General features: G+C 71.2%; 23 protein-coding genes. 16 read left to right on the top strand and 7 right to left on the bottom strand.

Going from position 1 to position 26,186, the window contains the following annotated elements; genetic code table 11:
* Positions 1–73: 73 nt before the first annotated feature.
* The 7 genes from OG595_RS39910 to OG595_RS39880 all read left to right on the top strand — a co-directional run bounded on the left by OG595_RS39910 (position 74) and on the right by OG595_RS39880 (position 10,475).
* Positions 74–1,402: an ABC transporter substrate-binding protein gene (locus OG595_RS39910; protein ID WP_329280886.1), complete on the top strand. Its 1,329-nt coding sequence runs from the start codon at positions 74–76 to the stop codon at positions 1,400–1,402.
* A gap of 55 nt (positions 1,403–1,457) precedes the next feature.
* A complete protein-coding gene (locus tag OG595_RS39905; RefSeq protein WP_329280884.1) occupies positions 1,458–2,408 on the top strand; it encodes a carbohydrate ABC transporter permease in 951 nt (316 codons plus the stop codon).
* Positions 2,409–2,524: 116 nt separating this feature from the next.
* The gene (locus OG595_RS39900) at positions 2,525–3,364 is read left to right on the top strand and encodes a carbohydrate ABC transporter permease (protein WP_329283552.1); all 840 of its coding nucleotides are present in this window, start codon (positions 2,525–2,527) and stop codon (positions 3,362–3,364) included.
* Between the two features lie 9 nt (positions 3,365–3,373).
* Positions 3,374–6,787, top strand: a complete 3,414-nt coding sequence (locus tag OG595_RS39895) for a Tat pathway signal sequence domain protein (protein WP_329280883.1) — start codon at positions 3,374–3,376, stop codon at positions 6,785–6,787.
* 57 nt (positions 6,788–6,844) lie between these two features.
* The gene (locus tag OG595_RS39890) at positions 6,845–8,068 is read left to right on the top strand and encodes a hypothetical protein (protein ID WP_329280881.1); all 1,224 of its coding nucleotides are present in this window, start codon (positions 6,845–6,847) and stop codon (positions 8,066–8,068) included.
* A gap of 26 nt (positions 8,069–8,094) precedes the next feature.
* Positions 8,095–9,687, top strand: a complete 1,593-nt coding sequence (locus OG595_RS39885; RefSeq protein WP_329280879.1) for a glycoside hydrolase family 43 protein — start codon at positions 8,095–8,097, stop codon at positions 9,685–9,687.
* On the top strand, positions 9,684–10,475 hold the full coding sequence (locus tag OG595_RS39880; RefSeq protein WP_329280877.1) for an alpha/beta fold hydrolase: 792 nt from the start codon (positions 9,684–9,686) through the stop codon (positions 10,473–10,475). The genes OG595_RS39885 and OG595_RS39880 overlap by 4 nt, the downstream gene beginning before the upstream one ends.
* A 175-nt stretch (positions 10,476–10,650) precedes the next feature.
* On the opposite strand, the gene OG595_RS39875 is transcribed toward OG595_RS39880, so the two are convergent.
* Both OG595_RS39875 and OG595_RS39870 read right to left on the bottom strand, forming a co-directional pair.
* Positions 10,651–11,712: an alkene reductase gene (locus OG595_RS39875; protein ID WP_329280875.1), complete on the bottom strand. Its 1,062-nt coding sequence runs from the start codon at positions 11,710–11,712 to the stop codon at positions 10,651–10,653.
* A gap of 278 nt (positions 11,713–11,990) precedes the next feature.
* Positions 11,991–12,782 (bottom strand): SDR family NAD(P)-dependent oxidoreductase, encoded by a 792-nt coding sequence (locus tag OG595_RS39870; RefSeq protein WP_329280874.1) that lies wholly within the window; start codon positions 12,780–12,782, stop codon positions 11,991–11,993.
* Between the two features lie 503 nt (positions 12,783–13,285).
* Between OG595_RS39870 and OG595_RS39865 the strand changes: the two genes are divergently transcribed.
* From OG595_RS39865 to OG595_RS39850, 4 genes are all read left to right on the top strand, one after another.
* Positions 13,286–13,867, top strand: a complete 582-nt coding sequence (locus tag OG595_RS39865; protein ID WP_329280872.1) for a TetR/AcrR family transcriptional regulator — start codon at positions 13,286–13,288, stop codon at positions 13,865–13,867.
* Between the two features lie 601 nt (positions 13,868–14,468).
* Complete coding sequence (gene dhaK, locus OG595_RS39860; protein ID WP_329280870.1) at positions 14,469–15,461, top strand: dihydroxyacetone kinase subunit DhaK; 993 nt, start codon at positions 14,469–14,471, stop codon at positions 15,459–15,461.
* A gap of 95 nt (positions 15,462–15,556) precedes the next feature.
* A complete protein-coding gene (dhaL, locus tag OG595_RS39855) occupies positions 15,557–16,156 on the top strand; it encodes a dihydroxyacetone kinase subunit DhaL (RefSeq protein ID WP_329280868.1) in 600 nt (199 codons plus the stop codon).
* On the top strand, positions 16,149–16,586 hold the full coding sequence (locus tag OG595_RS39850; protein ID WP_329280867.1) for a PTS-dependent dihydroxyacetone kinase phosphotransferase subunit DhaM: 438 nt from the start codon (positions 16,149–16,151) through the stop codon (positions 16,584–16,586). The genes dhaL and OG595_RS39850 overlap by 8 nt, the downstream gene beginning before the upstream one ends.
* A 91-nt stretch (positions 16,587–16,677) precedes the next feature.
* Here OG595_RS39850 and OG595_RS39845 read toward each other — a convergent pair whose 3' ends face one another.
* The gene (locus tag OG595_RS39845; RefSeq protein WP_329280866.1) at positions 16,678–17,472 is read right to left on the bottom strand and encodes a glycoside hydrolase family 75 protein; all 795 of its coding nucleotides are present in this window, start codon (positions 17,470–17,472) and stop codon (positions 16,678–16,680) included.
* A 364-nt stretch (positions 17,473–17,836) separates the two neighbouring features.
* On the opposite strand from OG595_RS39845, the gene OG595_RS39840 reads away from it, so the two are divergent.
* Both OG595_RS39840 and OG595_RS39835 read left to right on the top strand, forming a co-directional pair.
* On the top strand, positions 17,837–18,814 hold the full coding sequence (locus tag OG595_RS39840; RefSeq protein ID WP_329280864.1) for a fibronectin type III domain-containing protein: 978 nt from the start codon (positions 17,837–17,839) through the stop codon (positions 18,812–18,814).
* 226 nt (positions 18,815–19,040) lie between these two features.
* Positions 19,041–19,574, top strand: a complete 534-nt coding sequence (locus tag OG595_RS39835) for a hypothetical protein (protein ID WP_329280861.1) — start codon at positions 19,041–19,043, stop codon at positions 19,572–19,574.
* A gap of 85 nt (positions 19,575–19,659) precedes the next feature.
* Here the strand turns inward: OG595_RS39835 and OG595_RS39830 are convergent, their stop codons facing one another.
* The 3 genes from OG595_RS39830 to OG595_RS39820 all read right to left on the bottom strand — a co-directional run bounded on the left by OG595_RS39830 (position 19,660) and on the right by OG595_RS39820 (position 22,419).
* Positions 19,660–20,454, bottom strand: coding sequence for a putative protein N(5)-glutamine methyltransferase (locus OG595_RS39830; protein WP_329280859.1), 795 nt, complete (start codon positions 20,452–20,454; stop codon positions 19,660–19,662).
* 322 nt (positions 20,455–20,776) lie between these two features.
* Entirely contained in the window at positions 20,777–21,499 is a 723-nt protein-coding gene (locus OG595_RS39825; protein ID WP_329280857.1) for a GNAT family N-acetyltransferase, read from the bottom strand.
* Entirely contained in the window at positions 21,496–22,419 is a 924-nt protein-coding gene (locus OG595_RS39820) for an NADP-dependent oxidoreductase (protein WP_329280855.1), read from the bottom strand. Before OG595_RS39820 ends, OG595_RS39825 begins: the two co-directional genes overlap by 4 nt.
* Before the next feature lie 232 nt (positions 22,420–22,651).
* Between OG595_RS39820 and OG595_RS39815 the strand changes: the two genes are divergently transcribed.
* From OG595_RS39815 to OG595_RS39805, 3 genes are all read left to right on the top strand, one after another.
* Entirely contained in the window at positions 22,652–23,290 is a 639-nt protein-coding gene (locus OG595_RS39815; RefSeq protein WP_329280854.1) for a sulfite oxidase-like oxidoreductase, read from the top strand.
* Entirely contained in the window at positions 23,283–24,068 is a 786-nt protein-coding gene (locus OG595_RS39810; protein WP_329280852.1) for a ferredoxin reductase, read from the top strand. Before OG595_RS39815 ends, OG595_RS39810 begins: the two co-directional genes overlap by 8 nt.
* Positions 24,069–24,202: 134 nt before the next feature.
* Complete coding sequence (locus tag OG595_RS39805) at positions 24,203–24,799, top strand: Rv1733c family protein (RefSeq protein ID WP_329280850.1); 597 nt, start codon at positions 24,203–24,205, stop codon at positions 24,797–24,799.
* 16 nt (positions 24,800–24,815) lie between these two features.
* Here OG595_RS39805 and OG595_RS39800 read toward each other — a convergent pair whose 3' ends face one another.
* Complete coding sequence (locus OG595_RS39800; RefSeq protein ID WP_329280848.1) at positions 24,816–26,174, bottom strand: 8-oxoguanine deaminase; 1,359 nt, start codon at positions 26,172–26,174, stop codon at positions 24,816–24,818.
* Between the last annotated feature and the right edge of the window lie 12 nt (positions 26,175–26,186).

Here is a 26,186-nt window from a genome sequence, read left to right as displayed (position 1 = left end):
TGCCGCCTTTGCCTCGCTGACCACCGCGCCGGCCCCCACACCGCACGCGCACCCTGTCCCCTGTGGAGGACCGATGACCACGTATCGCGCCAGAACCCTCAACGCGGCGGCCCTGACCGCCTCGCTCTGTCTCCTTCTCGCCGCCTGCTCAAGCGGCGACGGCACGAACGCCGAGGCCCGGCCGAGCACCGAGGGCAAGGTCACCCTGGAGTTCTGGAGCTGGACGGAGGGCATCGAGGCCCAGACCAAGGTCTGGAACAAGGAGCACCCCGAGACCCGGATCAAGTTCGTCAACGCGGCCGGCGACACCGCCTATCAGAAGCTCCGCGCAGCGGTGACCTCGGGCAACGCCCCGTGTCTGTCGAAGATGGACGGAATGAACCTGGCGGGCTTCGCCGCCGACGGTCTGCTCACCGACATCAGCGGGAACGCCGCCCAGTACAAGTCGCAGTACACCGCTCCGGCGTGGAACGCGGTCAGCCCGGGCGGCACCACCTTCGGCATCCCGATGGGCTCCTCGCCTCTGTTCACCGCCTACCGCGCGGACCTGTTCAAGAAGTACGGCATCGAGGCGCCCAAGACCTGGGACGACCTGATCGCCGCCGGCAAGAAGGCGAAGCAGCAGAACAAGGACGTCAAGATCTTCAACATGGCCGGCGAGGACCCGAGCACCCTGGTCGACCTGTCCTGGCAGGCCGGCGCCCAGTGGTACAAGGCGGACGGCGACCACTGGACGATCAGCTTCACCTCGCCGGAGGCGCTCAGGGCCGGTGACATCGTCCAGCAGCTCGTCGACGACGGCCTCGCCTCCAACGCCTCCTACTCCGACCCGGGCGTCTTCAAGACCTGGGACCTCGGCAGGACCATCGCTATGACCACCTCGACCTGGCAGCTGCCGATCTACGACACCAACTTCCCCAAGTCCAAGGGCAAGTGGCAGCTCGCGGACGCCCCGGTCTTCGACACCGCGCAGCCGCGGACCTCCAGCAACTTCGACACGACGGCCGTCCTCAAGGGCTGCAAGTACCCCGACCGCGCCACCCAGTTCGCCGCCTGGCTGAGCAGCAGCAAGGAGTCCCTGACCGCGCTCACGGACCCCGCCTCCAAGTCCGGCCTGTTCCCCGCGGTCAAGGACGTGTCGCCGTACGTGGACAAGATCATTCCGACCGAGATGTTCAACAAGGAGTCCGACAGCGCCACGGTGATCACCACGGCCGCCTCCCGGGTCGGCGACCAGTGGCAGTACGGGCCGAACTACGCGGCGATGTACTCCGAAATGCAGAAGCAGTGGGGCAAGGTCATCAAGAGGGAACTCACGGTCAAGGACATGCTGACCGGCCTGGAGAAGTGGACCGTCGACGACCTGAACAGCAAGGACATCAAGGCCGTCGCGGGCAGCTGACCCCTCCCGCCCGCTCGCCCGGAGACAGCCGACGCACCTCACCTGGAGACATCCCGTGCCCACCCTGACGCGACCGCCGGTCGCGACCGACTCCCCGGTCAGGCGGACCTCCCCCCGCCGGACCGGGAGGCGGGGAGCCTACAAGGGCCTGCTCTTCGCGCTGCCCTTCCTGGCCGGCTTCCTGTTCACCTACGTCCTGCCGATCGGCTACGCCTTCAGCCAGAGCCTGCACGAGAAGAAGAGCGCCGGGCTGGGCTTCGGCCCGACCCGGGTCGTCTTCACCGGCTTCGCCAACTTCGCGGCGATCCTGACCGACGGCGCCTTCTGGTCCAGCATGCTGCGCACCCTGCTCTTCGGAACCGCGCAGATCACGGTGATGCTGGGCATCTCGCTGCTGCTGGCCCTGCTGCTCGACGGTGTCGCCGCGCGGGCGGTCCGCTTCTTCCGGGCGGGGCTCCTTGTCCCGTACGTCGTTCCGAGCGTGGTCGCGACACTCATCTGGCTGTTCCTCTACAGCCCGACGATCAGTCCGGTCATCGACCTGGCCGACCGGGCGGGTGTGCACCTCACGTTGTTCGGCGGCATCAACACCTATCTCTCCCTGGGCAACCTGCTCACCTGGCAGGGCATCGGCTTCAACGTGATCCTGATCTCCGCGTCGCTCCAGGCCCTGCCACGGGAGCTGTACGAGGCGGCCCGGCTCGACGGGGCCCGCGAATGGCGCATCGCCTGGTCGATCAAGGTCCCGAACATCACCGGGATCCTCGTGCTGACCGGCATGTTCTCGCTCATCGGCCGGCTCCAGCTGTTCGCCGAGCCGCTGCTGCTGAGGTATGTCGCACCGGAGTCGATCAACACCGACTTCACACCGATGATGGAGATCTTCGACAAGGCGTTCAAGACCGGCAACTACCAGTACGCCGCCGCCGAGTCGCTGGTTCTCGCCGTCGTCACCGGCATCCTCGCCTTCGTCTTCTACCGCGTCACGAACAGGAAGATGTCATGACCACCGAGGCTGTCAACGCCACCGAGGCCACCAGTACCCCCGGGGCGGCCACCGGCCAGGGCGGCGGCACCGCGCACACGCGTCCCAGCAAGGCCACCGGCACGTCCGGCGGCGGTGTGCGCCCCACCCGGGGGGCGGTGGCACTCACCACCGGTCTGCTGATCGTCTTCCTGCTCTACTCGCTCGCACCCACCTGGTTCCTGCTCGTCTCCGCGACCAAGAACCAGACCGACCTCTACTCCACCTTCGGCCTGTGGTTCTCCTCCAACCACCTCGGTGACAACTTCCAGGCGATCTGGGACTACCACGACGGCGTCTTCCTGCGGTGGATCGGCAACTCCGTCCTCTACTCCACCCTCGGTGCGGCGGGCTCCACCTTCATCTCGCTCGCCGCCGGATACGGCATCGCGAAGTTCGAGTTCCGGGGCCGCGGCGCCCTGTTCGCGGTGATCGTCGGCGCCTCCCTGCTGCCGAGCACCCTGCTCGCGTTCCCGCTCTACCTCGTGTTCGCCGACATCGGGCTCACCAACACCATCTGGTCGGTGCTGATCCCGTACTTCATCAACCCGTTCGGGGTCTACCTCGGCAAGGTCTACGCCGACAGCTCCGTGCCCACCGAGCTGATGGAGGCCGCCCGCATCGACGGCGCCGGTGAACTGCGGATCTTTCTCTCCGTCGCACTGCGGCTGATGCGGACCGGTGGAGTCACCATCTTCATGCTCGACTTCATCGGCATCTGGAACAACTTCTTCCTGCCTCTGTTCATGCTCAACGGCGAGCGCACCTTCCCCGTCACCCTGGGCCTCTTCTCCTGGGTACAGCAGGCGCAGACCTCCCGCGACATGAACACGCTCGTCCTCACCGGATCGCTCTTGTCGATCATTCCGCTGGCGATCCTCATGTTCGCCCTCCAGAAGTACTGGCGCAGCGGAATTCTCATGGGCAGCCTCAAATAAGGATCAGCCATGACCAACACTCCCCAACGCCGTGAAGTGCTCAAGTACGCCGGTGCCACCGGTGCCGCCGCGGTCGGCCTCAGCTGGCTGACCAATCCGTCCGCGACGGCCGCGCCCGCCTTCCCGACCGCCACCCCCGGCCCCGGCTCGGCCGGCGCGTCCACGAAGTCCGCCGGCAGGCCCCTGGACATCGTTGTCTTCGGCAATGACGACTCCGAAAGCGCCCACGGTCTGACCGCCACGGGATCCGACACCGTCACCGGCGGCCTCGGCCAGAGCGCCCGCGTCCTCAACCCCTCGGAACCGGCGAGCTATTGGGGCGGCACCCTGAAGTTCAGCGTCGCCGTCAGCCCGACCGGCACCACCTACGTCACCGTCCGGCTGTGGGGCGACGAGCACGACCCGACCGCCACCGAGGCGGGCTTCGGATCCCAGAACTGGCGGCTGCAACTGTTCTGCGAGGGTCTTCAGATCGGCTACCAGGACGAGGGCGCCGTCGACAGCCTCGACATCCTCGACACCTCCCCGCGCGCCCCGGGCCGCTTCTTCTTCCACACCCTGCCCCTGCCCGAGAGGATGACCGCGGGCAAGGAGAAGGTGACCCTGGAGATCCGTTCCATGGGCCGCATCTGGTCCTACGGTCAGAACCAGGCCCAGCTCTACTACAACCAGACCACGCCCTCGCGCGGCATCTACCGGATCTACACCCACACGGAGCCGTACTTCGTGCCGCCCAAGGGCGAGGTCCAGGGGCCGGCCCCGATACCCGAGGCGCGCACCACGGGCGCGGAGGTGCTGGACGCCGTCAAGGCTCGGGTCCAGCGGGAACAGACCGACCTCCTCACCACCGCGACCCCCGCCACCATGGACGGCTGGGCGATGGAGTCGCTGGCCCAGGGCTACCTGTGGTCCGGCAGCCCCGCCTACCAGCAGGACGCCGCCGTCGAGCGGGTCCTGCAGGCCATCGACGGCCGCTACATGGCCTGGCAGTCCGACGCGACCGTGCTCACCGGCTCCGACCAGCAGTGGCAGGGCTTCGGCCGGGTCGGCCTGTGTCTGGCCCTGCTCTGGGACCATCTCGGCGACAGGCTGGACGCCAGGGTCACCGGCTCCCCCTACGAGATCGCCAACGCCGGCTTCGAGGACGGCGGCACCACCCCCACCTCCTGGAGCCGGCCCGGCTGGGCATCCGGCGGTGGCGGCACCTGGTCCCGCGACACCACCGTCTCCCGCACCGGCTCCGCCTCCCTCAAGCTCACCGCCACGACCGCCGGCGGCTACAGCTACGTCAACTCCGCACCCAGGACCAAGGTCGGCGCGGGCACGTACACGTACGGCGCGTGGATCAGGACGGACGGCGTGACCGGCCTCGGAGCCCACATCGACCCGCTCTTCTTCGACGCGAGCGGCAACCTGGTCGGCAGCGACCACAAGGTGTACGCCACCACCGGCACCCACGACTGGGAGTACGTCTCCGTCGATCTGACGACCCCCTCCGGGGCCACCCAGATCGAGCTGCATCTGCGGCTCTCCGGCCCCGGCACCGCCTGGTTCGACTCCGTCGACCTGGTCAAGCCGACCGAGCTGCGCAACGCCGGCTTCGAGGCCGGCGGCGCCACGCCCACCGCCTGGGCCAGGCCCGGCTGGGCCGCCGGTGGCACCTGGGCCCGCGACACGACCGTCGCGCGCACCGGCTCCGCCTCCCTCAGACTCACGGCCACCGGCGACAGCGGGTACAGCTACGTCTACGCCACCCCCAAGGTCCAGGTCGGCTCGGGCACATACACCTACGGCGCCTGGGTCAGGACCGACAGTGTGACCGGCCTCGGAGCCCACATCGACCCGCTCTTCTACGACGCGAGCGGCAACCTGGTCGGCAGCGACCACAAGAAGTACGCCACCACCGGCACCCACGACTGGGAGTACGTCTCCCTCGACATCGCGACCCCGGACGGCGCCACCCATGTCGAGTTCCACCTGCGCCTGACCGGCCCCGGCTCGGCCTGGTTCGACGACGTCGACGTCATCGCCCCCGCCGCCGGCACGGCGCAACAGCCGGTTCGCCGGGCGGCGTACAAGAACATGCTCCAGTCCAGCCGTGACTACTGGCGGCAGCACTTCCCGCACTACTCCAACCAGGCCCAGATATGCGCCATCGGCATCTACCAGACCAACCGGGGCCTGGGACTGCTGGACCAGGACCTCGCCCTTCCCGAGGCCAAGGCGCGCGACTACCTGTACCAGTCCATCGGCATGGTCCCCTACCTCGGCCCCGAGGACGCCGACGGCAACCCGACGAAGCCGCTCGGCGAGGGCTACTACCAGGTCACCAGGGCGGGCCTGACCCGCGAGCTGGGCTATGTCGGCAGCTACGGCGAGGTCACCGACTGGCTGGTCATGATGTACGAGTCGGTGACCCTGGGCCACGGTGGCCAGGAGGCTCCGGAGCTGCGCGAGCAGATGATCAAGATGGTCAAGGCGCGGGGCCGGTTCCGTGTCGTCGACGTGGACGGTGACAACGCCCGGGTCTCCCGCACCGAGACGGTCATCGGCTGGCGCAACGAGGTCTACCCCGGGGCCATCGCGTACGCCTCCCGCACCGCGTGGGACTCCAACCCGCTGATGTCCGCCGCCGTCTTCAAGGACCCCGACCTGGTCGGCTGGACCCAGGAGATGGTGGCGGACGGCCAGCTCTGGCCGCAGCTCAAGATCATCTCGACGTACAACTGGACCCGCGTCGGCCTCAACGCCCTGCGTCTGGTCTCCCGCGACTGGGACGACTTCCAGACGCTCGCCTCCCGCCCGGGCCGGCTGCCCACCGGCTGGGACAGCCCCGACTTCGTCTTCACCGACGAGGAGAACGGCGCCGTCGCCGTCAAGCACGGCAGGCAACTGCTCTTCGCCTCGCTCTACTGGCGGGCCCGCCAGGGCGTCAACGACTACGCCCGCATCCACCACGTCACCCCCGTCGACCAGCGTTCGGCGACCATCCGTCAGCACTCCGCGGGCACCACCGACGACACCTTCACCGCCCGCGACTGGATCCTGTGGGACTACGCCATCAACGACCCCGGTGCCGGAGGCCTCCCGCCCGGCGGTTTCCCCCCGCCCGGCGACACCCTCCACCAGTCCCAGGAGGGCGACGTCTACCATCTGGCGCCGGTCCCGGCCGACGTCCCCGACCCCACCCTCGGCGTCCACTTCGACGGCGTGGAGACCATGCTCGTCGGCCGCGCACCCTTCTACCACTGCGAGTACGGCGACTACCTGATCGCCATGAACACCAGCACCGACAAGGTCTTCACCCTCCCCGCACGTCAGGACTTCGGCCCCGCCCGCGACCTGGCCACCGGAGAGACCATCGGCGCCGGCGTCCGCCCCAGGGTGGGCCCGCGCAGCACGCTCGTCCTGCACCGGATCTGACCGTTCCCGAATCCCGTTCCCTTCACCGCACTCAGCGTCGAGTCGACAAGGAACCCCATGCAGAGCGCGCAGTCGCCGGCTTCCGGCCCCGAACTCCCGTCTCCCGCCGACCCCTACGGTCCCTCCACCGGGCCCAACCGGCGCCGCTTCCTCCAGCTCACCGCGATCGGCGCCGGCACCACGGGTATGGCCGGGGCCGCAGGACTGGCGGGAGCGACCAACGCCGCCGCCGTCACCTCCGGCCTCACCTCCCTCACCCACCCCGGCGTACTGCACGGCCTCGCCGACCTCAACCGGATACGCGCCAAGGTCGCCGCCGGCGCCTCACCCTGGATCGACGGCTACAACGTCTTCGCCGCCGACTTCTTCTCGTCGTCCTCGTACGTGGTCGCGGGCGGCCGGGCGACGGTCACCCGGGGCACCAGCCCCGAAAGCGGCAACGCGGAGCTCTGGTACGACTGCAACGCCGCGTACCAGAACGCCGTCATGTGGTACATCACCGGCGACACCGCCCACGCCTACAAGGCGCTGACGATCATCAAGTCCTGGACCGACGCGCTGCAGACCATCAACGGCGCCGACGCCGAACTCGCCGCCGGAATCTACGGCGCCAAGCTGGCCGCCGCCGTCGAGATCATGCACTACACCGGCCCGTCCGGCAGCTGGACTCAGTCCGAACTGGACGCCACCGTCGCCATGTTCCAGAACATCTTCGTCCCGCTCATCAACATCTACGGTGACGGCGGCTACGGCCTGATGGGCCTCAAGGGCATGATGCAGATCGCCGTGGCCTGCAACAACCTCACCCTCTTCAACGACGCGTACAACGCGTTCCACACCAACAGCTGCTGCGGGCTGACCAAACTCGTCCAGTCCGGCACCGGCCAGTGCTGCGAGTCCGGCCGCGACCAGGGGCACACCCAGCTGATCCTGGGCTCGCTCGCGGAGATCTGCCAGACCGGCTGGATCCAGGGCCTCGACATGTACGGAGCATCCAGCTCGCTTCTGCTGTCGGGCTTCGAATACACCGCGAAGTACAACCTCGGCAACACCGTCGCGTACGACGCCACCTTCGGGCGGTGCAACTGGCACTGGCCGAGCATCGGGTCGGACGGGCGCGGCGCGTTCAAGCCCATCTACGAGATGGCTTACAACCACTATGTGAAACGGGCCGGAAAGTCCGCTCCCTACACGGCCCAGGTGGCGGGCAGCCTCCGCCCGGAGGGCGCGCCGACCCAGTGCGACCAGGTCGGCTTCGGCACCCTGCTGTTCTCCCTCTGATCCAGCGACACCCGATCGGACCTCACGTGATCCACAACCCCGTCCTGCGCGGCTTCGAGCCCGACCCGGTGATCCTGCGGGTCGGCGCCGAGGACTACTACATCGCCACCTCGACCTTCGAGTGGTATCCGGGAGTTCGGCTCCACCACTCCCGGGACCTGGTCAACTGGCGTGCGCTGGGCGGCGCGCTGGACAGCCGCCGGCTGCTCGACCTGGCCGGGGTCCCCGACTCCGGCGGGATCTGGGCGCCGGGGCTGTCCTACGCGGACGGACTTTTCCACCTGGTCTTCACGGTGGTGGACACCTACGCGGAGGGCTGGAAGGACCTGCCGAACCACGTGACCACCGCGCCGTCGATCGAGGGCCCGTGGTCCGACCCGGTGCCGTTGCACGGCCGAGGTTTCGACGTCTCGCTCTTCCACGACCGGGACGGCCGCAGTTGGCTGCTCAACATGCGCTTCGACTGGCGCCCGGAGCACGACATGTTCGCGGGGATCGAGTTGCAGGAGTACGACCGCACCTCTCGAAAGCTCCTGGGACAGCCCAGGACGATCACCGTGGGCACGGCCGCCGGGGTCGCCGAGGGCCCGCACCTGTACCGCCGGGGCGACTGGTACTACCTCGTGCACGCCGAGGGAGGCACCGGCTACGAGCACGGGGCGGCCGTCGCCCGATCCCGCGACCTGTTCGGCCCGTACGAGCCGGACCCGGCCGGGCCGCTGCTCACCTCCCGGCACGACCCGACGCTGGACCTGCAGAAAGCCGGCCACTGTTCGCTGGTCGAGACCCCGGGCGGGGAGTGGTACGCCGCCCACATCACCGCCCGCCCCCACACCGAGCGGGGCCGCTGTGTGCTCGGCCGGGAGACCGCGCTGCAACCGGTCACCTGGACGGAGGAAGGCTGGCCGCGCATCGCGGGCGGCATCCCCGCGGTCACCGTCCCGGCGCCCGCGCTGCCGCCCGCGCCGTTCCCGGCACCGCCCGCGACCGACCACTTCGACGCGCCCCTCCTCGGCCCGGACTGGTCGACGCTGCGCCGCCCGGCCGACGAGGACTGGCTCAGTCTGACCGAGTGCCCCGGCTCGCTGCGGATCCGGGGCGGCCAGCCCCCGGCCGGTCGCCGGTCCCCGAGCCTGGTCGCACGCCGGGTCACCTCCGCCCACTGCTCGTTCGAGACCCGGGTGACCTTCGACCCGCACACACCGGACCACCTCGCGGGCGTGACCGCGTACTACAACACCCGCAACTGGCACTACCTGTACGTCACTTCGGCCGACGACGGCAGCCCCGTCCTGCACGTGCTCAGCTGCGAACAGGGCGCCCGCACCGCCCACCCCGTCCGAGTCCCCCTGGCTCCCGGTACGCCCGTCGTACTGCGGGCCGAACTCGACGGTCCCGTGCTGCGCTTCTCGTACGACACCGGAGGCGGGGCCGAGACCCTCCCGCTCGAACTCGACGCCACGGTTCTGTCGGACGAGGCCGCCGACGAGTTCCACGACGGCCAACTGCGCGTTCTCGGTTTCACCGGCGCGATGCTCGGTCTGTGGGTCCAGGACCTCGACGGCGCGGGCGTGCACGCCGACTTCGGCCACGCCACGTATGAGGCGGTGACCGGGTGACCACCACTGTCGACCTGTTCCACACCGTCCTCGGCCCCTCCGGCGCGCCCGCCCTGCTGCTGGTGCACGGGTGGGGCGGCGACGGTCGTGAGTGGTCACGGCACGCCGAGATCCTGGCCGCCGCCGGACACCGCGTGATCGTCCCCGACCTGCGCGGCCACGGCCGCTCCCCCGTCCCTGACGAGGGCAACACCCCGACGGCGATGGCCCAGGACCTGACAGCACTGGTCACCCGTCTGGGAGCCGGACCCGTCACCGCCGTCGGTCACTCCATGGGCGGCCAGGTGGTGAACCTGCTCGCCGTCGACCACCCGGACCTCGTACGCTCCGTCGTCGCCCTCGACCCCGCCCACGGAGCACACGGAGCCGAACTCGACGAGATCCCGCGCCGCCTGACCGCATACCGCGAGAGCGGCGCCCCGGCCGCGGTCCCCCTGGTGGCCGGCGCCTTCTCCCCCACCGCCCCGGCCGGTCTGCGCACCGCGCACATCCGCGCCATGCTCGGCACCCCCGGCCATGTCATCGCCCAGGCCTACGCGGGTATGTACACCGACCCCGGCGCGGTGGGCATCCGCCCGCACAGCGAGGCGTACCTGCGTCGTCGCACCTGCCCCGCCCTGACGGTATGGACCTCAGCCGAGGCCGCCGACTGGGAACGCGGCACCCTGTGGGCACCCGGATCCCGAGTCGACCACTGGGCCGCCACCGGCCACTATCTGCACGAGGAACACCCGGACCGCACCGTCCGGCTCATCGAGCAATGGACTGCGGCCGGACCGGCCCGCTGACCGGACCGGACGGCAAGTGGTCTACCTGATCCGCCCGACAGCCCTGGACGGTCACCCCTACACGTCGAAGGCGTGCCGAGGACAGCAGTTCAACAACAGCGTGCTCAGGCATGTGGTACCTCCAGGGGGCCATGTCGGCTTACCGGCCCGCCAGGACCGATGCCGCCGGGGCTTGTCAGGCGCTGTGGGTGGGGTAGTCGGTGTAGCCGGCCTCGCCGCCGCCGTAGAAGGTGGCGGGGTCGGGGGTGTTGAGGGGTGCGTCGACGCGTACGCGTGCGACGAGGTCGGGGTTGGCGAGGGCCATGGTGCCGACGGTGACGACATCGGCCAGGCCGTCTTCGATGTCCTTGGCGCGGGTGGCGATGTCGGTGCCGGCCCGGTTGAGGACGAGCGTGGTCGGCCACAGCTTGCGGAGGGTGTGCAGGAGTTCGTCGTCGCCGCCGTGAGCGATGTGCAGGTAGGCGAGATCGAGCGGGGCGAGGGCGCGCACGAGTGCCGGATACAGCTCGTGGGTGTCGCTCTCCGCGATGTCGTTGAACGGGTTGCCGGGAGAGATCCGGAGGCCGGTGCGGCCGGCGCCGATCTCCTCGGCCACAGCGGTGGCGACCTCGACGGCGAAGCGGATGCGGTTGTCGACGGAGCCGCCGTACTGGTCGGTGCGCTGGTTGGTGTTGTCGGCGAGGAACTGGTGCACGAGGTAGCCGTTGGCGCCGTGGATCTCGACGCCGTCGGCGCCTGCCGCGATGGCGGCCGCGGCGGCACGCCGGAAGTCGTCCACCGTCGCGGCGACTTCCTCGGTGGACAGTTCGCGCGGTACCGGCATCTCCTGGAGCCCGGTGGCGGTGAACATCTCGCCCGCCGCCTTGATCGCGGAAGGGGCCACCGGCTGCCGGTGGTGGGGGGTGTTGTCCGGGTGGGCGATACGTCCCGCGTGCATGAGCTGGATGACGATGCGTCCGTCGGCCTTGTGCACGGCGTCGGTGACCTTGCGCCAGCCGGCGATCTGCTCGCCGGTGTGGATGCCCGGGGTCACCGGGTAGCCCTGGCCGTCGGCGTTGGGCTGGGTGCCCTCGGTGATGATGAGGGCGTGCGAGGCGCGCTGTGCGTAGTACTCGGCGTTCAGCTCGGTCGGTACGCCTTCGGGGGTGGACCGGTTCCGGGTCAGGGGGGCCATGGCCAACCGGTGCGGCAGGGGGATCTCTCCGACGACGGTCGGGTTCCACAGGGCGTTCAACATGGGGATGTTCCTCGCAAAAAAAAGGGGGGTTAGAGAGCTTGCCTGGTGGCCTTCCGCCGTGGAAGGCAGACCGCGCGTAGGGGCAGTCGACGGTGCGCAGGAGCCTGCCGCGCTCATGACCGCCGGCGACGGAGGGGCTGGGTCCCGGCCGGCCGATCAGGAGGGAGGTCGCCGAGCGGGTCGGTCTTCACCCACGCCCCAGGACGCGTCGGTCGTGTGGGCGGCAGCGGCTGTGGCGTTGTCACAAGAGGACTCCCGCACCGGAGTCGGAGCGGTGGTCAGCCGCGGTAGCGATCGGCCGGGACCTTCAGCGACAGGTTCGGCACGAGCGCCTGACGCGCCTTCTCGAACGACTCCCAGTCGCTGATGTCCGGCAGCGACAGGATGGTGACGGGCTCCCCGGCGTCGAGGCCGGCGAGCGCCGCGTCGACGGCGTCGTCCACGTTCATGATGATCTCGTCGGGGAACGTCGCGAGGTCGACGCCGGAGCCGTCCCAGAGATCCGTGCGGACAGCGCCCGGCAGCACGGCCTGCACCACGACGGGGCTCTCGGCGAGTTCCTGCTGCAGTGCCTGGGTGAACGTCAGCACGTAGCTCTTGGTGCCGCTGTAGACGGCGCTGACGGGCAGGATATTGAGAGCCATGGCAGAGGAGATGTTCACGACGGTGCCCCGCCCGCGGGCCGTCAGCCCCGGCAGGACCGCGATGGTCAGCCTGGTCAGCGAGGTCACGTTGAGGTTGAGCAGCGCCTCGTAGGCCGCCGCGTCGGCGCCTGTCAGCGGTGTGAGCAGCGCACCGCCGGCGTTGTTGACCAGCATCTCGATGCTCTCGTCGGTCCGCAGACGCTCCTCGACCACGGAGAGCTGCGCCGCATCGGTGAGGTCGGCGGCGACGACGTCCACCGCGCGGCCCGTGCGGCTGCGGATGTCCGACGCCAGAGTCTCCAGCCGCGCGGCGTTCCGGGCCACCAGGATCAGGTCGTAACCCCGGTCGGCAAGCCGATGCGCGTAGGCGGTGCCCAGGCCTGCGGACGCTCCGGTGACGACGGCTGTCTTGTTCTGCGTGGTCATGGGGGGGGGATCTCGTTTCTGGTACGGCGGATGAGTAGGGGGCCAAAGCGTCGCCCTCGCTTTAGATTACGATAGATATCTAAAGGGCGCCAGTCAACGGCCCGGGCACCGCCGGCAACCGCACACAGCTGGAGACCGCTCGGCACACAGGGGGCCGGAGGACCGGCGCGGAGGGGGTTTCGGATGGCGCCCCCAGGCGCCTGGCCGCCATGGACGGTTACGCATACCGCTCTCACGACGGGCACGCGGGCACATGGGCACGGCAACGGCACCCCTACGGAGACCCGCACACCTCACATACGCCGAGCACAGCGCGAGCCGCCCCCAGCCGGCGTCGAATCGCTCCGGGCCCCTCGGGGGCGAGCGGCACGGCATCCGACTACGACAACTCCTCGACTTGCCGAGTACGGACCCAGGCGCCCAGGCATGGATTCACGCGGAAGAATGCGCTGCGGCCGACCGCCCGGCGCTTCACATATGATAGATGCACTTCACTATCTATCATGGACGGGTGGCCGATGAGTCGCGTTTCGCAGGCGCAAGCGCTAGAGAACCGTAGGCGCGCGGTCGCCGCGGCCTCCCGGCTCTTCCGGGAACGCGGCGTGAACGGCATCAGCGTCGCCGATCTGATGAAGTCCATCGGGCTGACCACAGGCGGCTTCTACAAGCAGTTCCCCTCCAAGGAGGCCCTGGTGGCCGAGGCGGCTCAAGCCGCTTTCGGGGACCTAGACCAACTCCTGGCTTCGTTCGACACGGCGCACGGCGATCACGCCACCGCACGCGGCGCCCTCGTCGACTTCTACCTGTCGACCGAGCACCGCGACCAGCCCGGCACCGGCTGCCCCACCGCGGGATTCGCCGGGGACACGGCTCGCGAGTCCGCAGCTGCGGAGGTGCGCGAAACGTACGCGGCCGGAGTCCAGGAATTCGCCGCGTGGATGTCCACCGACACCGACGACGGCCTTCCTGCGGTGGCCACCTTGGTGGGTGCGCTCCTGCTTGCCCGGGCCACGGCGGGAACAGAGCTGTCGGAGAAGATCCTGACGTCGACCCACGAAGCCCTGACCGCTCCACAGCAGCCTTGACCGAGATCCGGAACCCCGGTTGAACGGGTGTGGCCCAACGCCACGTAGCCAAAGGGTTGTTGGTCCCCTCAAGGGGATTGATCTCCCTGCGGCGGCAAGAACGCACTTCCCGTAACCGATCTTGCTGAGCCCCGCCCGCTGGGGCCGTTTCAGCGTCGGGCCGACGACCGCGCGAGACGGGCGAGACGTGCCCGATCGCGTGCCGGGCCTCCCAGAGGGACCGCCCGGCGCCGCCACGGATAGCTCACTCCTGGGCTCCAGCCGTCTCCACACGCGCAGAGACCGGAAGGCGACCTCGCTCTCCAGCGATGCCTCGGGGAAACCGACGCCCGTGCAACCCGCACACTCCCGTTGGCGTCCGTACCCGTGCCCCCGCCCAATCAGCGTCGATACTCTCGGGAGGAGGCTTCCAGAACCGTCCAACCACACGCCAACCGCACGCCAGCCACACCTGACGAACCATCATCGAATTCGGCATCCGTACCGCCGGAGCGGGGTTCCGAACGCCACGGACCGCCACGGTCCACAACTGACGCGACTTACTCTGACCTGGAAAGATACAAATCATAGGTCCATCCGCCAATCTCACCAGGAGGTACCCATGAAGATGCTCATCAACGTTCCGGAGACCGTGGTCGCGGATGCGCTGCGGGGCATGGCGGCGGCCCATCCCGAACTGACCGTCGACGTGGAGAACCGGGTGATCGTGCGGCGCGACGCGCCCGTCGCCGGGAAAGTGGCCCTCGTCTCCGGGGGCGGGTCGGGGCACGAGCCGCTGCACGGCGGGTTCGTGGGGCCGGGGATGCTGTCGGCCGCCTGCCCGGGCGAGGTGTTCACGTCTCCCGTGCCCGACCAGATGGTGCGGGCCGCGGCTGCCGTGAACAGCGGGGCGGGCGTCCTGTTCGTCGTGAAGAACTACACCGGCGACGTTCTCAACTTCGACATGGCGGCGGAGCTCGCCGAGGAGGAGGGCATCCAGGTCGCGAAGGTCCTCGTCAACGACGACGTCGCCGTCACCGACAGCCTCTACACGGCCGGGCGACGCGGTACGGGCGGCACCCTGTTCGTGGAGAAGATCGCCGGTGCCGCGGCGGACGAGGGTCGCTCGTTGGAGGAGGTGCGTTCCATCGCCCAGCAGGTCAACGACAGTTCCCGCAGCTTCGGCGTCGCACTCGGCGCCTGCACCACCCCGGCGAAGGGCAGCCCCACCTTCGATCTGCCGCCGGGCGAACTGGAGTTGGGCGTCGGCATCCACGGCGAACCGGGCCGGGAGCGGCGGCCGATGATGACCTCGGGCGAGATCGCCGACTTCGCGGTGGAAGCCGTGCTGGAGGATCTCGACCCGCGCAATCCCGTACTGGTCCTGGTCAACGGGATGGGCGCGACGCCGCTGCTGGAGCTGTACGGGTTCAACGCCGAGGTGCAGCGCGTGCTGACCTCGCGCGGGGTCGCCGTGGCCCGCACACTCGTCGGCAACTACGTCACCTCGCTCGACATGGCCGGCGCCTCGGTGACCCTGTGCGAGATCGACGAGGAACTGCTGCGCCTGTGGGACGCGCCGGTGCGTACGGCGGGTCTGCGCTGGGGCATGTGAGCCCCGCCGGACACACGGGGCAGTCGTCGCCCGGGCGGGCGGACCGCCCTCCGGGAGGGACAGCGACCAACGTACCTACCACGCAAGGAGATCTAGTGCTCGACGCCGACTTCTTCCGCCGCTGGATGACGGCGACGGCCGAGTCCGTCGGCCGCGAGGCGGAGCGGCTCACCGAACTGGACTCGCCGATCGGTGACGCCGACCACGGCATCAATCTGCGACGCGGCTTCGACGCCGTGGCCGACGTCGTGGCGGAGAAGGTGCCGGACACACCCGGTGCCGTCCTCGTTCTCGCCGGAAGCCGGCTCATCTCGACGGTCGGCGGAGCCTCGGGCCCCCTGTACGGAACGCTGCTGCGCCGCACGGGCAAGGCGCTCGGGGACACGGCCGAGGTGAGCCCGGAGCAGTTCACGGACGCGTTGCGTGTCGGGGTGGACGCGGTGATGGCGCTCGGCGGTGCGGCTCCCGGCGACAAGACGATGATCGACGCCCTCGTTCCCGCCGTGGACGCCCTCGGTGAGTCGTTCGCCGCCGCACGCGCTGCCGCCGAACAGGGCGCCCTCGCGACCACGCCCCTACAGGCCCGGAAGGGCAGGGCGAGCTATCTCGGCGAGCGCAGCATCGGTCACCAGGACCCGGGGGCCACCTCAGCGGCCCTGCTGATCGCGGCTCTCGCGGAGACCGCCGGTGAGTGACGGGACCGTGTCGAGCGGCGAGCAGGGCGCGCAGTTGGTCGGGGTCGTGCTGGTGTCGCACAGTGCGGCGGTGGCCGCCTCGGTGGCGGACCTGGCCCGGGCACTCATCGGCGGCGGTGGGACTGTTCCCGTCGCCGCGGCGGGCGGCACCGAGTCGGGCGGGCTCGGCACGAGCGCCGAACTGATCACCGCGGCGGCCCGTTCCGTGGACCGGGGTGCCGGGGTCGCCGTCCTGACGGACCTGGGCAGCGCGGTCCTCACGGTGAAGGCACTCCTGGCGGAGGGCGACGAACTCCCGGACGGCACCCGCCTGGTGGACGCCCCGTTCGTCGAGGGTGCGGTGGCGGCGGTCGTCACGGCGTCCACGGGAGCCGACCTCGCGGCGGTCGAGGCGGCGGCTGCGGAGGCGTACACGTACCGCAAGGTGTGAGCGAGCGGGGGAGGAAGCGGCGGCGAGCGGTCCACGGCCCGGCCCGCCGCCCCTCCCCCGGAACGGCTCGTCCGGAACGGGACGGGTCGGCTCAGTCGCCGGCCACGGTCTCGGTGCTCTCCGTGCTCTCGGTGCCCGCAGCGCCCGCCGTGCCGCCCACGCCGTCACTGCCGTCACTGCCGTCACTGCCGTCACTGCCGTCGACGGTCGGGCCGACGAACTGTTTCGCCAACCGCTCCCCCGCCTCCACCGCCGCCGCGTGGCTCTCGATCGGCGACACCCTGGAGTTCCTGAAGACGATGTACGTGACGCCGGAGGCCGTTCCGCCACCGTGCGGGTCGGGGTTGATGCCCAGCGCCGCGGCGGTGGCGTAGGACGCCTCGCCGATGATGTCCTGCGGGCCGGTGTCGCCGACGACCGCGTACTGGACGCGATCCTTGTAGATGACGGCGGCGACCGAGCCGCCCCGGATGCCGTGGTCGCGGTAGTTCCAGATGCTGCTGGCCATCGGGACGACGATGAACGGCAGGCGCTCGGGGTCCAGATAGCGGCCGTCGGACTGCTGGAAGGCGGTGGTGTCGGCGAAGTACGGGTCGGTGCGCCCGTTGCACCGCGGACCCGGACGGCCGTCGCAGTCGATGTCCATGTCGGCCTTCCAGAAGACGGCCTCCGCGGTGCCGCAGACCGGAATGTCCGCCCGGGCTCCGGCGTCGCTGCGGTAGTGGCCGTTGGACACGGGAACGCAGTCACGCACCTTGGCCAGCAGGTCGGAGGCCCGGACGCTGCCCTCGTACCGCACCGGCTCGTTCGGGTGGACGGCGGCGGGCATGGTCGGGGCGAGCAGGGCGGCGCCGGCCACGGCGAGCGTCAGCGTCTGGACACGCACGATAGGGGCCTCTCCTGGGGGAACTGACGGACACTCGGTCCAATCTGGTGCCGGTCCGATCACGCGTCCACCGTTGGGGGGCCGTACGGTGCATGCCCCGAACTCCCGACAGGGGCCGGGCGCCTGAGCCCGTGTCGGCTCCGGCCGCCCGGCCACCAGCGCCGGCGCGGGTCCTGCGACGACAGCGGTTCCGCGCCACTGACATGAACTGCCCTGGCAGCAGGGCCCGTTCAGTCTTGGTGCGCATCAGCATACGTAGTCGCGGCAGGCACGGAGCAGCCGCATCCCTCTTGATGCGCGCACCCCGCCGGGTCCATATTGGTCCGGACCAATACCGTGCGGGAGGGGCGGAGGGGAAGCAGCTGTGCGACGCGTCGCCCGGTACGTCACGTCCGTCTGCGGGGCACTGCTGCTCATCGTCTCCTGTGCCTGGAGCGGAGACGGGAGCGGCACCGACGGCCGGCTCCCGCCCGCCCCGGCCGGGGTCACGGCAGCCGCGGGCAGCGCGACCAGCGTGCACGTGATGTGGAACCGGGCGCCGGACGGACCCGAGGTCGCCGCGTACGAGGTGTATCGGGGCACGGTGAAGGTCAAGGAGGTGCCCGGCTCGGAGTACATGGTGGACGTCGTCGGCCTCGCCCCGGCCACCCGGTACGTCTTCACCGTGCGGGCGCGGAACACCGACGGGCGCTCCGGGCCGCCCAGCGAGGGCGTCCGGGCCACGACCCCCGCCGCGTCGGTCACGGACGCCACCGCTCCCACGCGCCCCGGCCGCACGCGGGGCAGGCCCGCCGGCAGCCGGTCGGTCCAGCTGTCCTGGGGCGCGTCGACGGACGAGCGGGGTGTGGTCTCGTACGACGTCTACCAGGGCCGGTCGAGAATCCACACCGTCAGCGGGGAGCGGACGACCGCCGTGGTCACCGGGCTGCGGCCGGGCACCCGCTACACCTTCACCGTCCGCGCCCGGGACGCCGCCGACAACGTCTCCCCCGCCGGCGCCCCCGTGCGGCTCACCACCGCGCCCGGCACCGACGACGGCCGCGCCACCGCCCCGACCGGCTTCCGTGCGGCGACCCATCGTGCGGACGGGGCGTACTACCTCGATCTGTCCTGGATTCCGCCGCGTGCGGACGGGCTCGTCACGGAGTACGGGATCCAGCTCGACGGGCGTCCGGCCACATCTCTCGTGTGGGGCGGGCCCGCTCCGCGCGAACGGGCCTCGTACAGCTTCTACGTGGGCCGGGACGCGGGGATCGCCCACCGGGTGCGGATCAGGGCACTGCTGCCGGACGGGACATGGGGCGGGTTCTCGGCGGAGCTGACGGCGGTGACAGCGCCGTAGGACGCGGGGAGACGACAGAGGGAGACACCGTCGGGCCGGGGCCGGGATCGCCTTGACAGGCCATCAGCGGTCCGCCGTACGAAGGAATCCGTCACCTGCCCGGTGGCCGTCCGGATGCGGGCCGGGACGGAAGCGCTTTGGCTGACCCCGAGGCAGCACGGGCGATCCCCGACCCTCGGCGGCGCATGGGACGTACCGCCAACCGTGCCGCCGAAGGGCAGTCCACATGCGAACCGTTCCCCTCCTCCTCCGATCCGGCCCGACCGTGGCAGCCGCCGTTCTCACCCTGGCCCTGACCGCCCAGACGGCTTCGGCGGCCGGGATCTCCGTGAGCACCAGCGGATCCACGGTCTCGGTGACCACCAGTGCGTGCCCCACCAGCAGCGGCAGCGGCTACGGCAGCGCCTCGCTCCTCAACAGCAGCCAGCGGTCCTTCACCGAAGGGCGTGTGGTCACGCTGTCGGGGACGAGCACCAGCCAGTCCGCCGTCTGGTCCAACGTCGGCACCGGCACCCACACCGTCACCGTGCGGTGCGCGAACGGCGACACCGCCGGTTCCCAGGCCGTCATCGTCAGCACCGCCTCGACACCCACCATCTCCGCGACGGCCTCCCCCACCCGGGGTGTCATGGGCGGACTCGGGGGCGCCGCCAAGGACTACGGCACCCTCACCTTCGCGGCGGGCGGCGCTCTGGTCGCGTGCGGGCTCGTGGCGACGGCCTGGGTACTGCGCAGGCGGGCCAAGCCCTACCGACTCTGAGCCGGGACCGCACACGGCCGGTGGCCGTCCGCGCGAGCACCCTCGCACGGACGGCCACCGGTCGTTGCGCGCGCCCGGGCCGCGCCTAGGCCCCGACTCCGATCACCACGTGCGCGTACAGCTCCTCGGACACCGCGAGCCGTGTGACCAGGCCGACGGCCTCGAAGGCCTCGACCGCGGTCGGCGCCTGTCGTTCACTCGTCTCGACCAGGAGGCAGCCGCCGGGGGCCAGCCACTCCGGTGCTCCGGCTGCGACCCGGCGCAGCACGTCGAGGCCGTCACCGCCGCCGTCCAGGGCGACCAGTGGTTCGTGGTCGCGCGCTTCCGGGGGCAGCAGACCGACCTCCTCGGTGGGTACGTAGGGCACGTTGGCGGCGAGGATGCCGACCCGGCCGCGCAGGCCGGCGGGCAGGGCGTCGAACAGGTCGCCCTCGTGGGCGTGTCCGGCGTACGCGGCGACATTGCGGTGGGCGCAGCGCACGGCCACCGGGTCGATGTCGGCGGCGTGCAGTTCGACTCCGGTGAGTTCGGCGGCCAGCGCGGCGCCGACCGCGCCCGAGCCGCAGCACAGGTCCACGACGACGGACGCGTCCGGGGCCTGGGCGAGAGCCTCGGCGACGAGGAACTCGGTGCGTCGGCGCGGCACGAAGACACCGGCCTCGACCGCGATGCGCAGGCCGCTGAACTCGGCCCAGCCGAGGACGTGTTCGAGCGGCAGGCCCGAGGCGCGGCGGGCGACCATGGCGGCCAGCTCCTCCGGATCGCGGGCGGCGGTGAGTATCAGTCGTGCCTCGTCCTCGGCGAAGACACAGCCGGCCGCGCGCAGGGCGGCGACAACGGAGGCCGAGGAGGAGTTGAGCGAATGAGAACTGGAGGGCATGGGAGCCGAGAGCCTTTCGGGAGCCGAAGGGCGCTCTCGCAGTCGGCTAAGCGGACCCGGCGAGGTCGGATGCGGTTCCGCAGCGCCCCAGAGGGGCGCGGGGAACCGCGCGACCAGCCGCGACGGCGCCGCAGCGGACCGACAGCCCCTCGCTGCACTTCCAGCGGAGGCGGTCCGTGCTGCCTTGAGGTGAGAGCACCCGAGCTGACACAGCGGTAATGGGTCTCACCTCCCAGGTGATGTCCGGCCGGGGCGTTCCACAGCCGGACGGCAACAGTACCCGAACAGTTCGGCCCGGGCGCCCCGACTCCGGTTGTTCCCGCTACGGCACCGCCAACTCCCGCTCGTCGCCCAGGTGTTCGGGCACCCGGGCGGCCAGGAACGCGGTTCTGCGGCGCAGCCGGAAGCCAAGGGACTCATAGAGCCGGATGGCGTGGGTGTTCCGGGCGGCGGTGTGCAGGAAGGGCGTCTCGCCGCGTTCCCGGATGCCGTGGGCGACGGCGAGGATCAGCCGGGTCGCCAGGCCCTGGCCGCGTACCGCGGGGTCGGTGCAGACCGCGCTGATCTCGGTCCAGCCGGGCGGGTGCAGCCGCTCTCCCGCCATGGCGACGAGGGCGCCGTCCCGGCGGATGCCCAGGTAGGTGCCCAGCTCGACCGTGCGGGGCAGGAAGGGGCCGGGCTGGGTCCGTTCGACGAGGTCGAGCATCTCGGGCACGTCCGCGGGGCCGAGGCGGACCGCTTCCGGGTCCGGCGCGGCGGCGAGGCCGTCGTCCACGAACTGCACGCCATCGATCTCGAACGTGATCTCCCAGCCCGCCGGGACCTGTCCGGCGAAGCCCGCCAGCGGCACTTCGGCGCCGGGGCCCGCGAGCACGGCGACGTCGGCCCAGTCGTCGGCGTCGGGCTCGTCGGGCAGCGCCAGCCACGGCGACACGTCGACGGGATAGCGCAGCACCCGGCCGCGCCGCTCGGCGAAGTGGGCGTGCGGGCCGGTCAGCGCGGCCAGGGCGGGGTTGTCGAGGACGTGCGGCGTGCCGTCGCTCATCGGGCGACCTCGATCACGATCTTGCCGCGTGCGTGACCTTCCTCGACCGTGCGCAGGGCCTCGCCCGCCCGGTCGAGCGGGAAGGTGCGGGTCACCTGCGGGTCCAGGTCGCCGCGTACGACGAGGTCCGCGACCGCTTCGAGGACGGCGGCGTTGCGGGCGCGCGCGACCCGGGCGCCGCCCAGTCCCTCCGCGACGTCGGCGGGCGCACCCGCCGTGATCAGCTTCGTGCGGTCGGTCAGCAGGGTCGCGGTCTCGGCGAGCACCTCGCCGCCGACCAGGTCGTAGACACCGTCGACGCCTTCGGGGGCAGCCGCCCGCACCCGTGCGGCCAGGCCGGGGCCGGACGGGACGTGCACCGCGCCCAGCGACTCGACGAAGTCCTTCTTGCCGTCGCTCGCGACCCCCACGACCCGCAGCCCCCGGGTGCGGGCGATCTGGAGGATCGCGGCGCCGACCCCGCCGCCCGCGCCGGTGACCAGCAGGGTCGCGCCCTCCGGCAGGGCGAGCTGCTCGACGCCGTCGTACGCGGTGGCCGCCGCGACGGGCAGGGCAGCCGCGTCCGTGAAGGACAGCCCGGCGGGCTTGGGCGCGGTCACCGTGACGGGCAGCAGGGCGTACTCGGCGTAGCCGCCCGCGACCGGGTTGCCGAAGACAGCGTCCCCGGCCTGGAAACCGGTGACGTCCGCGCCGACCTCAGCGACCACCCCGGCGACCTCGTTGCCGAAGACGGCGGGCAGCTCGCGCGCCGCGCCGCCCGCACGGGCGTACCCGGTGCGCTGCTTCCAGTCGACGGGGTTCACACCGGCCGCACGGACCGCCACGAGCAGCTGTCCGGGACCGGGGCGCGGCCGGTCCACGTCGACGAACGCCTCGGTCTCCGGACCGCCGAACCGTGTGAAGACGTACGCCTTGGGCATCTGCTCCCACTCTCCCTCGCTCGCGCCGGACCGGCCGAAACGCCGATCACCACAACCCGCACTCAACGGCAAGGCCGATCGCGGGGGTGCTATTCCCGGGGTCGGGAAGACCTGGGGAGAGTTCATACGCGCGCAATGATCACCGCGGGCCCGCGGTCCGGGGCATGTCCGGCGACCCCGTACGGTGGTACGCGTACCCACTGACCAGGCCTGACCGTGAGGCGCCCACCCTATGAACGTCACCCGAGGCTTCACCGGACGCCCGCGCGTCCTCCCCCACAGCCCTGAAGGCGTGGGAGGTGCCCCCATCGCCGGGTTGCCGCCCGGCCAGTACGACGCGGGCGACGACTGGCCCGTCCTGTCCGCCGAGGTCACCCCCGACCTGACGCCCGCGGACTGGTCCTTCCGCATCGACGGCCTGGTGGCCGAGCCGCACACATGGGACTGGGCCGGGGCCCACGCGCTGCCCGCGTCGGCGTACGAGGGTGACATCCACTGTGTGACGAGCTGGTCCAAGTTCGGGGTGCGGTTCGGGGGCGTGTCCCTGGACGCGTTCCTCGACGTCGTCCGCCCCGACGAGTCCGCCACCCACGCGGTCGCCTACTCGCACACCGGCTACACCACGAACCTCCCGCTCGCCGACCTGACCGGCGGCAGGGCGTGGATCGCCTGGGAGTACGAGGGGCGGCCACTGGCCGCCGAGCACGGTGGCCCGGCGCGGCTGCTGGTGCCGCACCTGTACTTCTGGAAGAGCGCCAAGTGGATCGCCGGCCTGCGGCTCCTCGACCACGACGAGCCGGGGTTCTGGGAGCAGAACGGCTACCACGCGCGCGGGAACCCGTGGGAGGAGCAGAGGTACTCCGGTGACTAGGACCACCTCCGACACCACGGCGCCCGGCCTCTTCGTGCCCCCGACCCGGTTCGCCGTGCCCGGCCGCATCGCCGTCAGCAACCGCGAGGCGGCCCTCTGGCAGACGGCCACGCTCACCGAGGTGCGACGGGAGACACCCCACGCGTCCACCTTCCGGTTCGCGGTGCCCGGCTGGGCGGGTCATCTGCCCGGCCAGCACCTGATGCTGCGGCTGCGGGCCGAAGACGGTTACACGGCCCAGCGCCACTACTCGATCGCCTCGGCCCCGGACGACGCCGGGCACATCGAACTGACCCTGGACCACGTCGAGGGCGGCGAGGTCTCCGGCTGGTTCCACACACTGGCCGAACCGGGCGACGAGGTGGAGGTGCGCGGTCCGCTCAGCGGTTTCTTCGCCTGGCCGGGCGACCGGCCCGCGCTGCTGATCGGCGCCGGTTCCGGGGTCGTACCGCTGATGTCGATGATCCGGCACCACCGCGCGCGCGGCCTGACCGTGCCGCTGCGGCTGCTGGTGTCGGCGCGCGGCCCGGAGGAGCTGATCTACGCGCGGGAGTACGGGGCCGAGACCACGCCCGTCTTCACCCGCCGGGCGCCCGAGGGCATGCCGGTCGGTCGGCTGACGGCCTCGCAGGTGGCTCCGCTGCTGGCCGACGAGCGGCCGCCGGGCGGGTGGGAGGCGTACGTGTGCGGCTCGAACGCCTTCGCCGAGCACGCCTCGCGGCTGCTGGTGTCGGCGGGTCAGCCCGTGGACCGGATCCGGATCGAACGCTTCGGCTGAGGGCGCTCGGAACAGGGGCGCCGAGAACTGGGTCCGCGGTGGTGCGCCGGGCCCATGGGGGCGCGGGCGGGTCGTCCACGCCGACCTTCGCGCGCGGCTCCCCTTCGGCCGGTGTCGCGCGCGACGATGGGCGGGTGGGGGTCTTCGGCGGAACGCGGGTGTACGGCCGGCGCCGGCGACGCAATCCGCTGTGCCGCCGCTCGGACGTGGTGGAGGCGTGGGCGGTCCTCGTCGTCGCCGTGGTGGTGTGCGTCGGCGCGCCCCTGGCCGGTGTGGTCACGGCCCGGTGGGCGTACGACGGGGCGATGGCGACGGCCGCCGTTCAGCGTGCCGAGCGTCATCGTGTCCATGCGGTGGCCGTCGGCAGAGCCGGGGCGGGGGCTCCCTCGGCAGTGTCCGGCAGACAGCACCTGTACCGGGTGCGGGTGCTGTGGACGGAGCCCGGTTCCGGGACGCGCACGGTGACGGCGTACGTGCCGCCCGGCACACGGCGCGGTGACACCGTCGACCTGTGGCTCGACGCGAGCGGACGGCCCGTCACCCCGCCGCCCGGCGCCCTCTCGGTCCGCCTGCACACGGCGGCGGTGGGCGTCTGTGCCGCGGGGCTGGCCGCCGGTGCCGCCCTTCTCGCCGGAACCGCACTGCGCCGTACGCTCGTTCAGCGCCGGCTCGTGGAGTGGGAACGGGCGTGGGCGCTCACGGAGCCGGAGTGGACGGGCCGCCGGGCGTGATGGGCGGGACCGGTCGTCACACCGTCTCCTGCATCCGGCGGGCGATCCTGCGGTGGTCGGTGAGCGCGTCCCTGAGGCCCGGCAGGACGGGTTCGCCCCGGTCTACCAGGACGCGTCCGGCGACGACCGTTGTCCACGCGCGGGCCGGTCCGCAGCGCAGCCACGCCTCGACGGGGTCGCTCAGCGCGCCGGCGAGCGCGACCTCGTGCAGGTCCCACACGACGAGGTCGGCGCAGGCGCCGGGCCGCAGATGCCCGATCTCGTCGGCACGGCCCAGGCAGCGCGCCGAGCCCCGGGTGGCGATGTCGAGGGCGTCGCGCGCGGTCATCGCGCCGGGTCCGCCCCGGTAGCGGCCGAGGAGCAGGGCGCCGCGTGTCTCCATCCAGAGCGAGGCGTGGTCGGTGGAGGCGGAGCCGTCGCAGCCGATGCCGACGGGCAGGCCCAGTTCGCGCATCTCCTTCACTCGTGCGGTACCGCCGCCGATGAGCATGTTGGAGCTGGGGCAGTGCGCGACGCCGACGCCCGCGGCGGCGAGGCGGCGCAGTTCCGCGTCGTTGGGATAGATGCAGTGCGCGACCCAGGTGCGGTCGCTCATCCAGCCGGCCTCCTCGAAGTACTCGACGGGCCGGCAGCCGTAGGTCTCCAGGCAGTACGTGTCCTCGTCGTGGTCCTCCGCGAGGTGCGTGTGGAGGCGTACGTCGTACCGCTCGGCGAGTTCGGCGGTGGCCGTCATCAGTTCCCTGGTCACCGAGAAGGGCGAGCAGGGCGCGAGGGCGACCCGGATCAGCGCGCCCGGTTCCGGGTCGTGGTGGGTCTTGATGAGCCGCTCGCTGTCGGCGAGGACCTCGTCCTCGGTCTGTGTGACGCTCCGGGGCGGCAGGCCGCCGTCCTCCACGGACCGGGTCATGGAGCCGCGGGTGGCGTGGAAGCGGAAGCCGATGTCGCGGGCGGCGCGGATCTCGGCGTCGACGAGTCCGGGACGCGGATGGACGTACAGGTGGTCGGAGGAGGTGGTGCAGCCGCCCATGAGCAGTTCGGCCATGCCGACGTAGGCGGACACGTACGCCGCCTCCTCGTCGAGCGCGGCCCACAGCGGGTAGAGCGTGGTCAGCCAGTCGAAGAGGGTGCCGTTGACGGCGGGCGCGTAGGAGCGCGTGAGGTTCTGGTAGATGTGGTGGTGCGTGTTGACCAGACCCGGGGTGACGAGCCGCCCGGCCGCCGACACGGTCGTCACGGCCTCGGGCTCGGTCCCGGCGGCGCCCACGGCCGTGACGCGCCCGCCGTCGACGGCCACCCACCCGCCGGGAATCTCGCGCGCGCCGTCCACGACGAGCAGTTCGGCGTCCCTGACCAGCAGTTCCACAGCAGTCGGCATGGATGTCATCGT

It is taken from the genome of Streptomyces sp. NBC_01451, from assembly GCF_036227485.1.
Taxonomy (GTDB): Bacteria; Actinomycetota; Actinomycetes; order Streptomycetales; family Streptomycetaceae; genus Streptomyces.
This window is presented reverse-complemented; position numbering and strand designations above follow the sequence as displayed.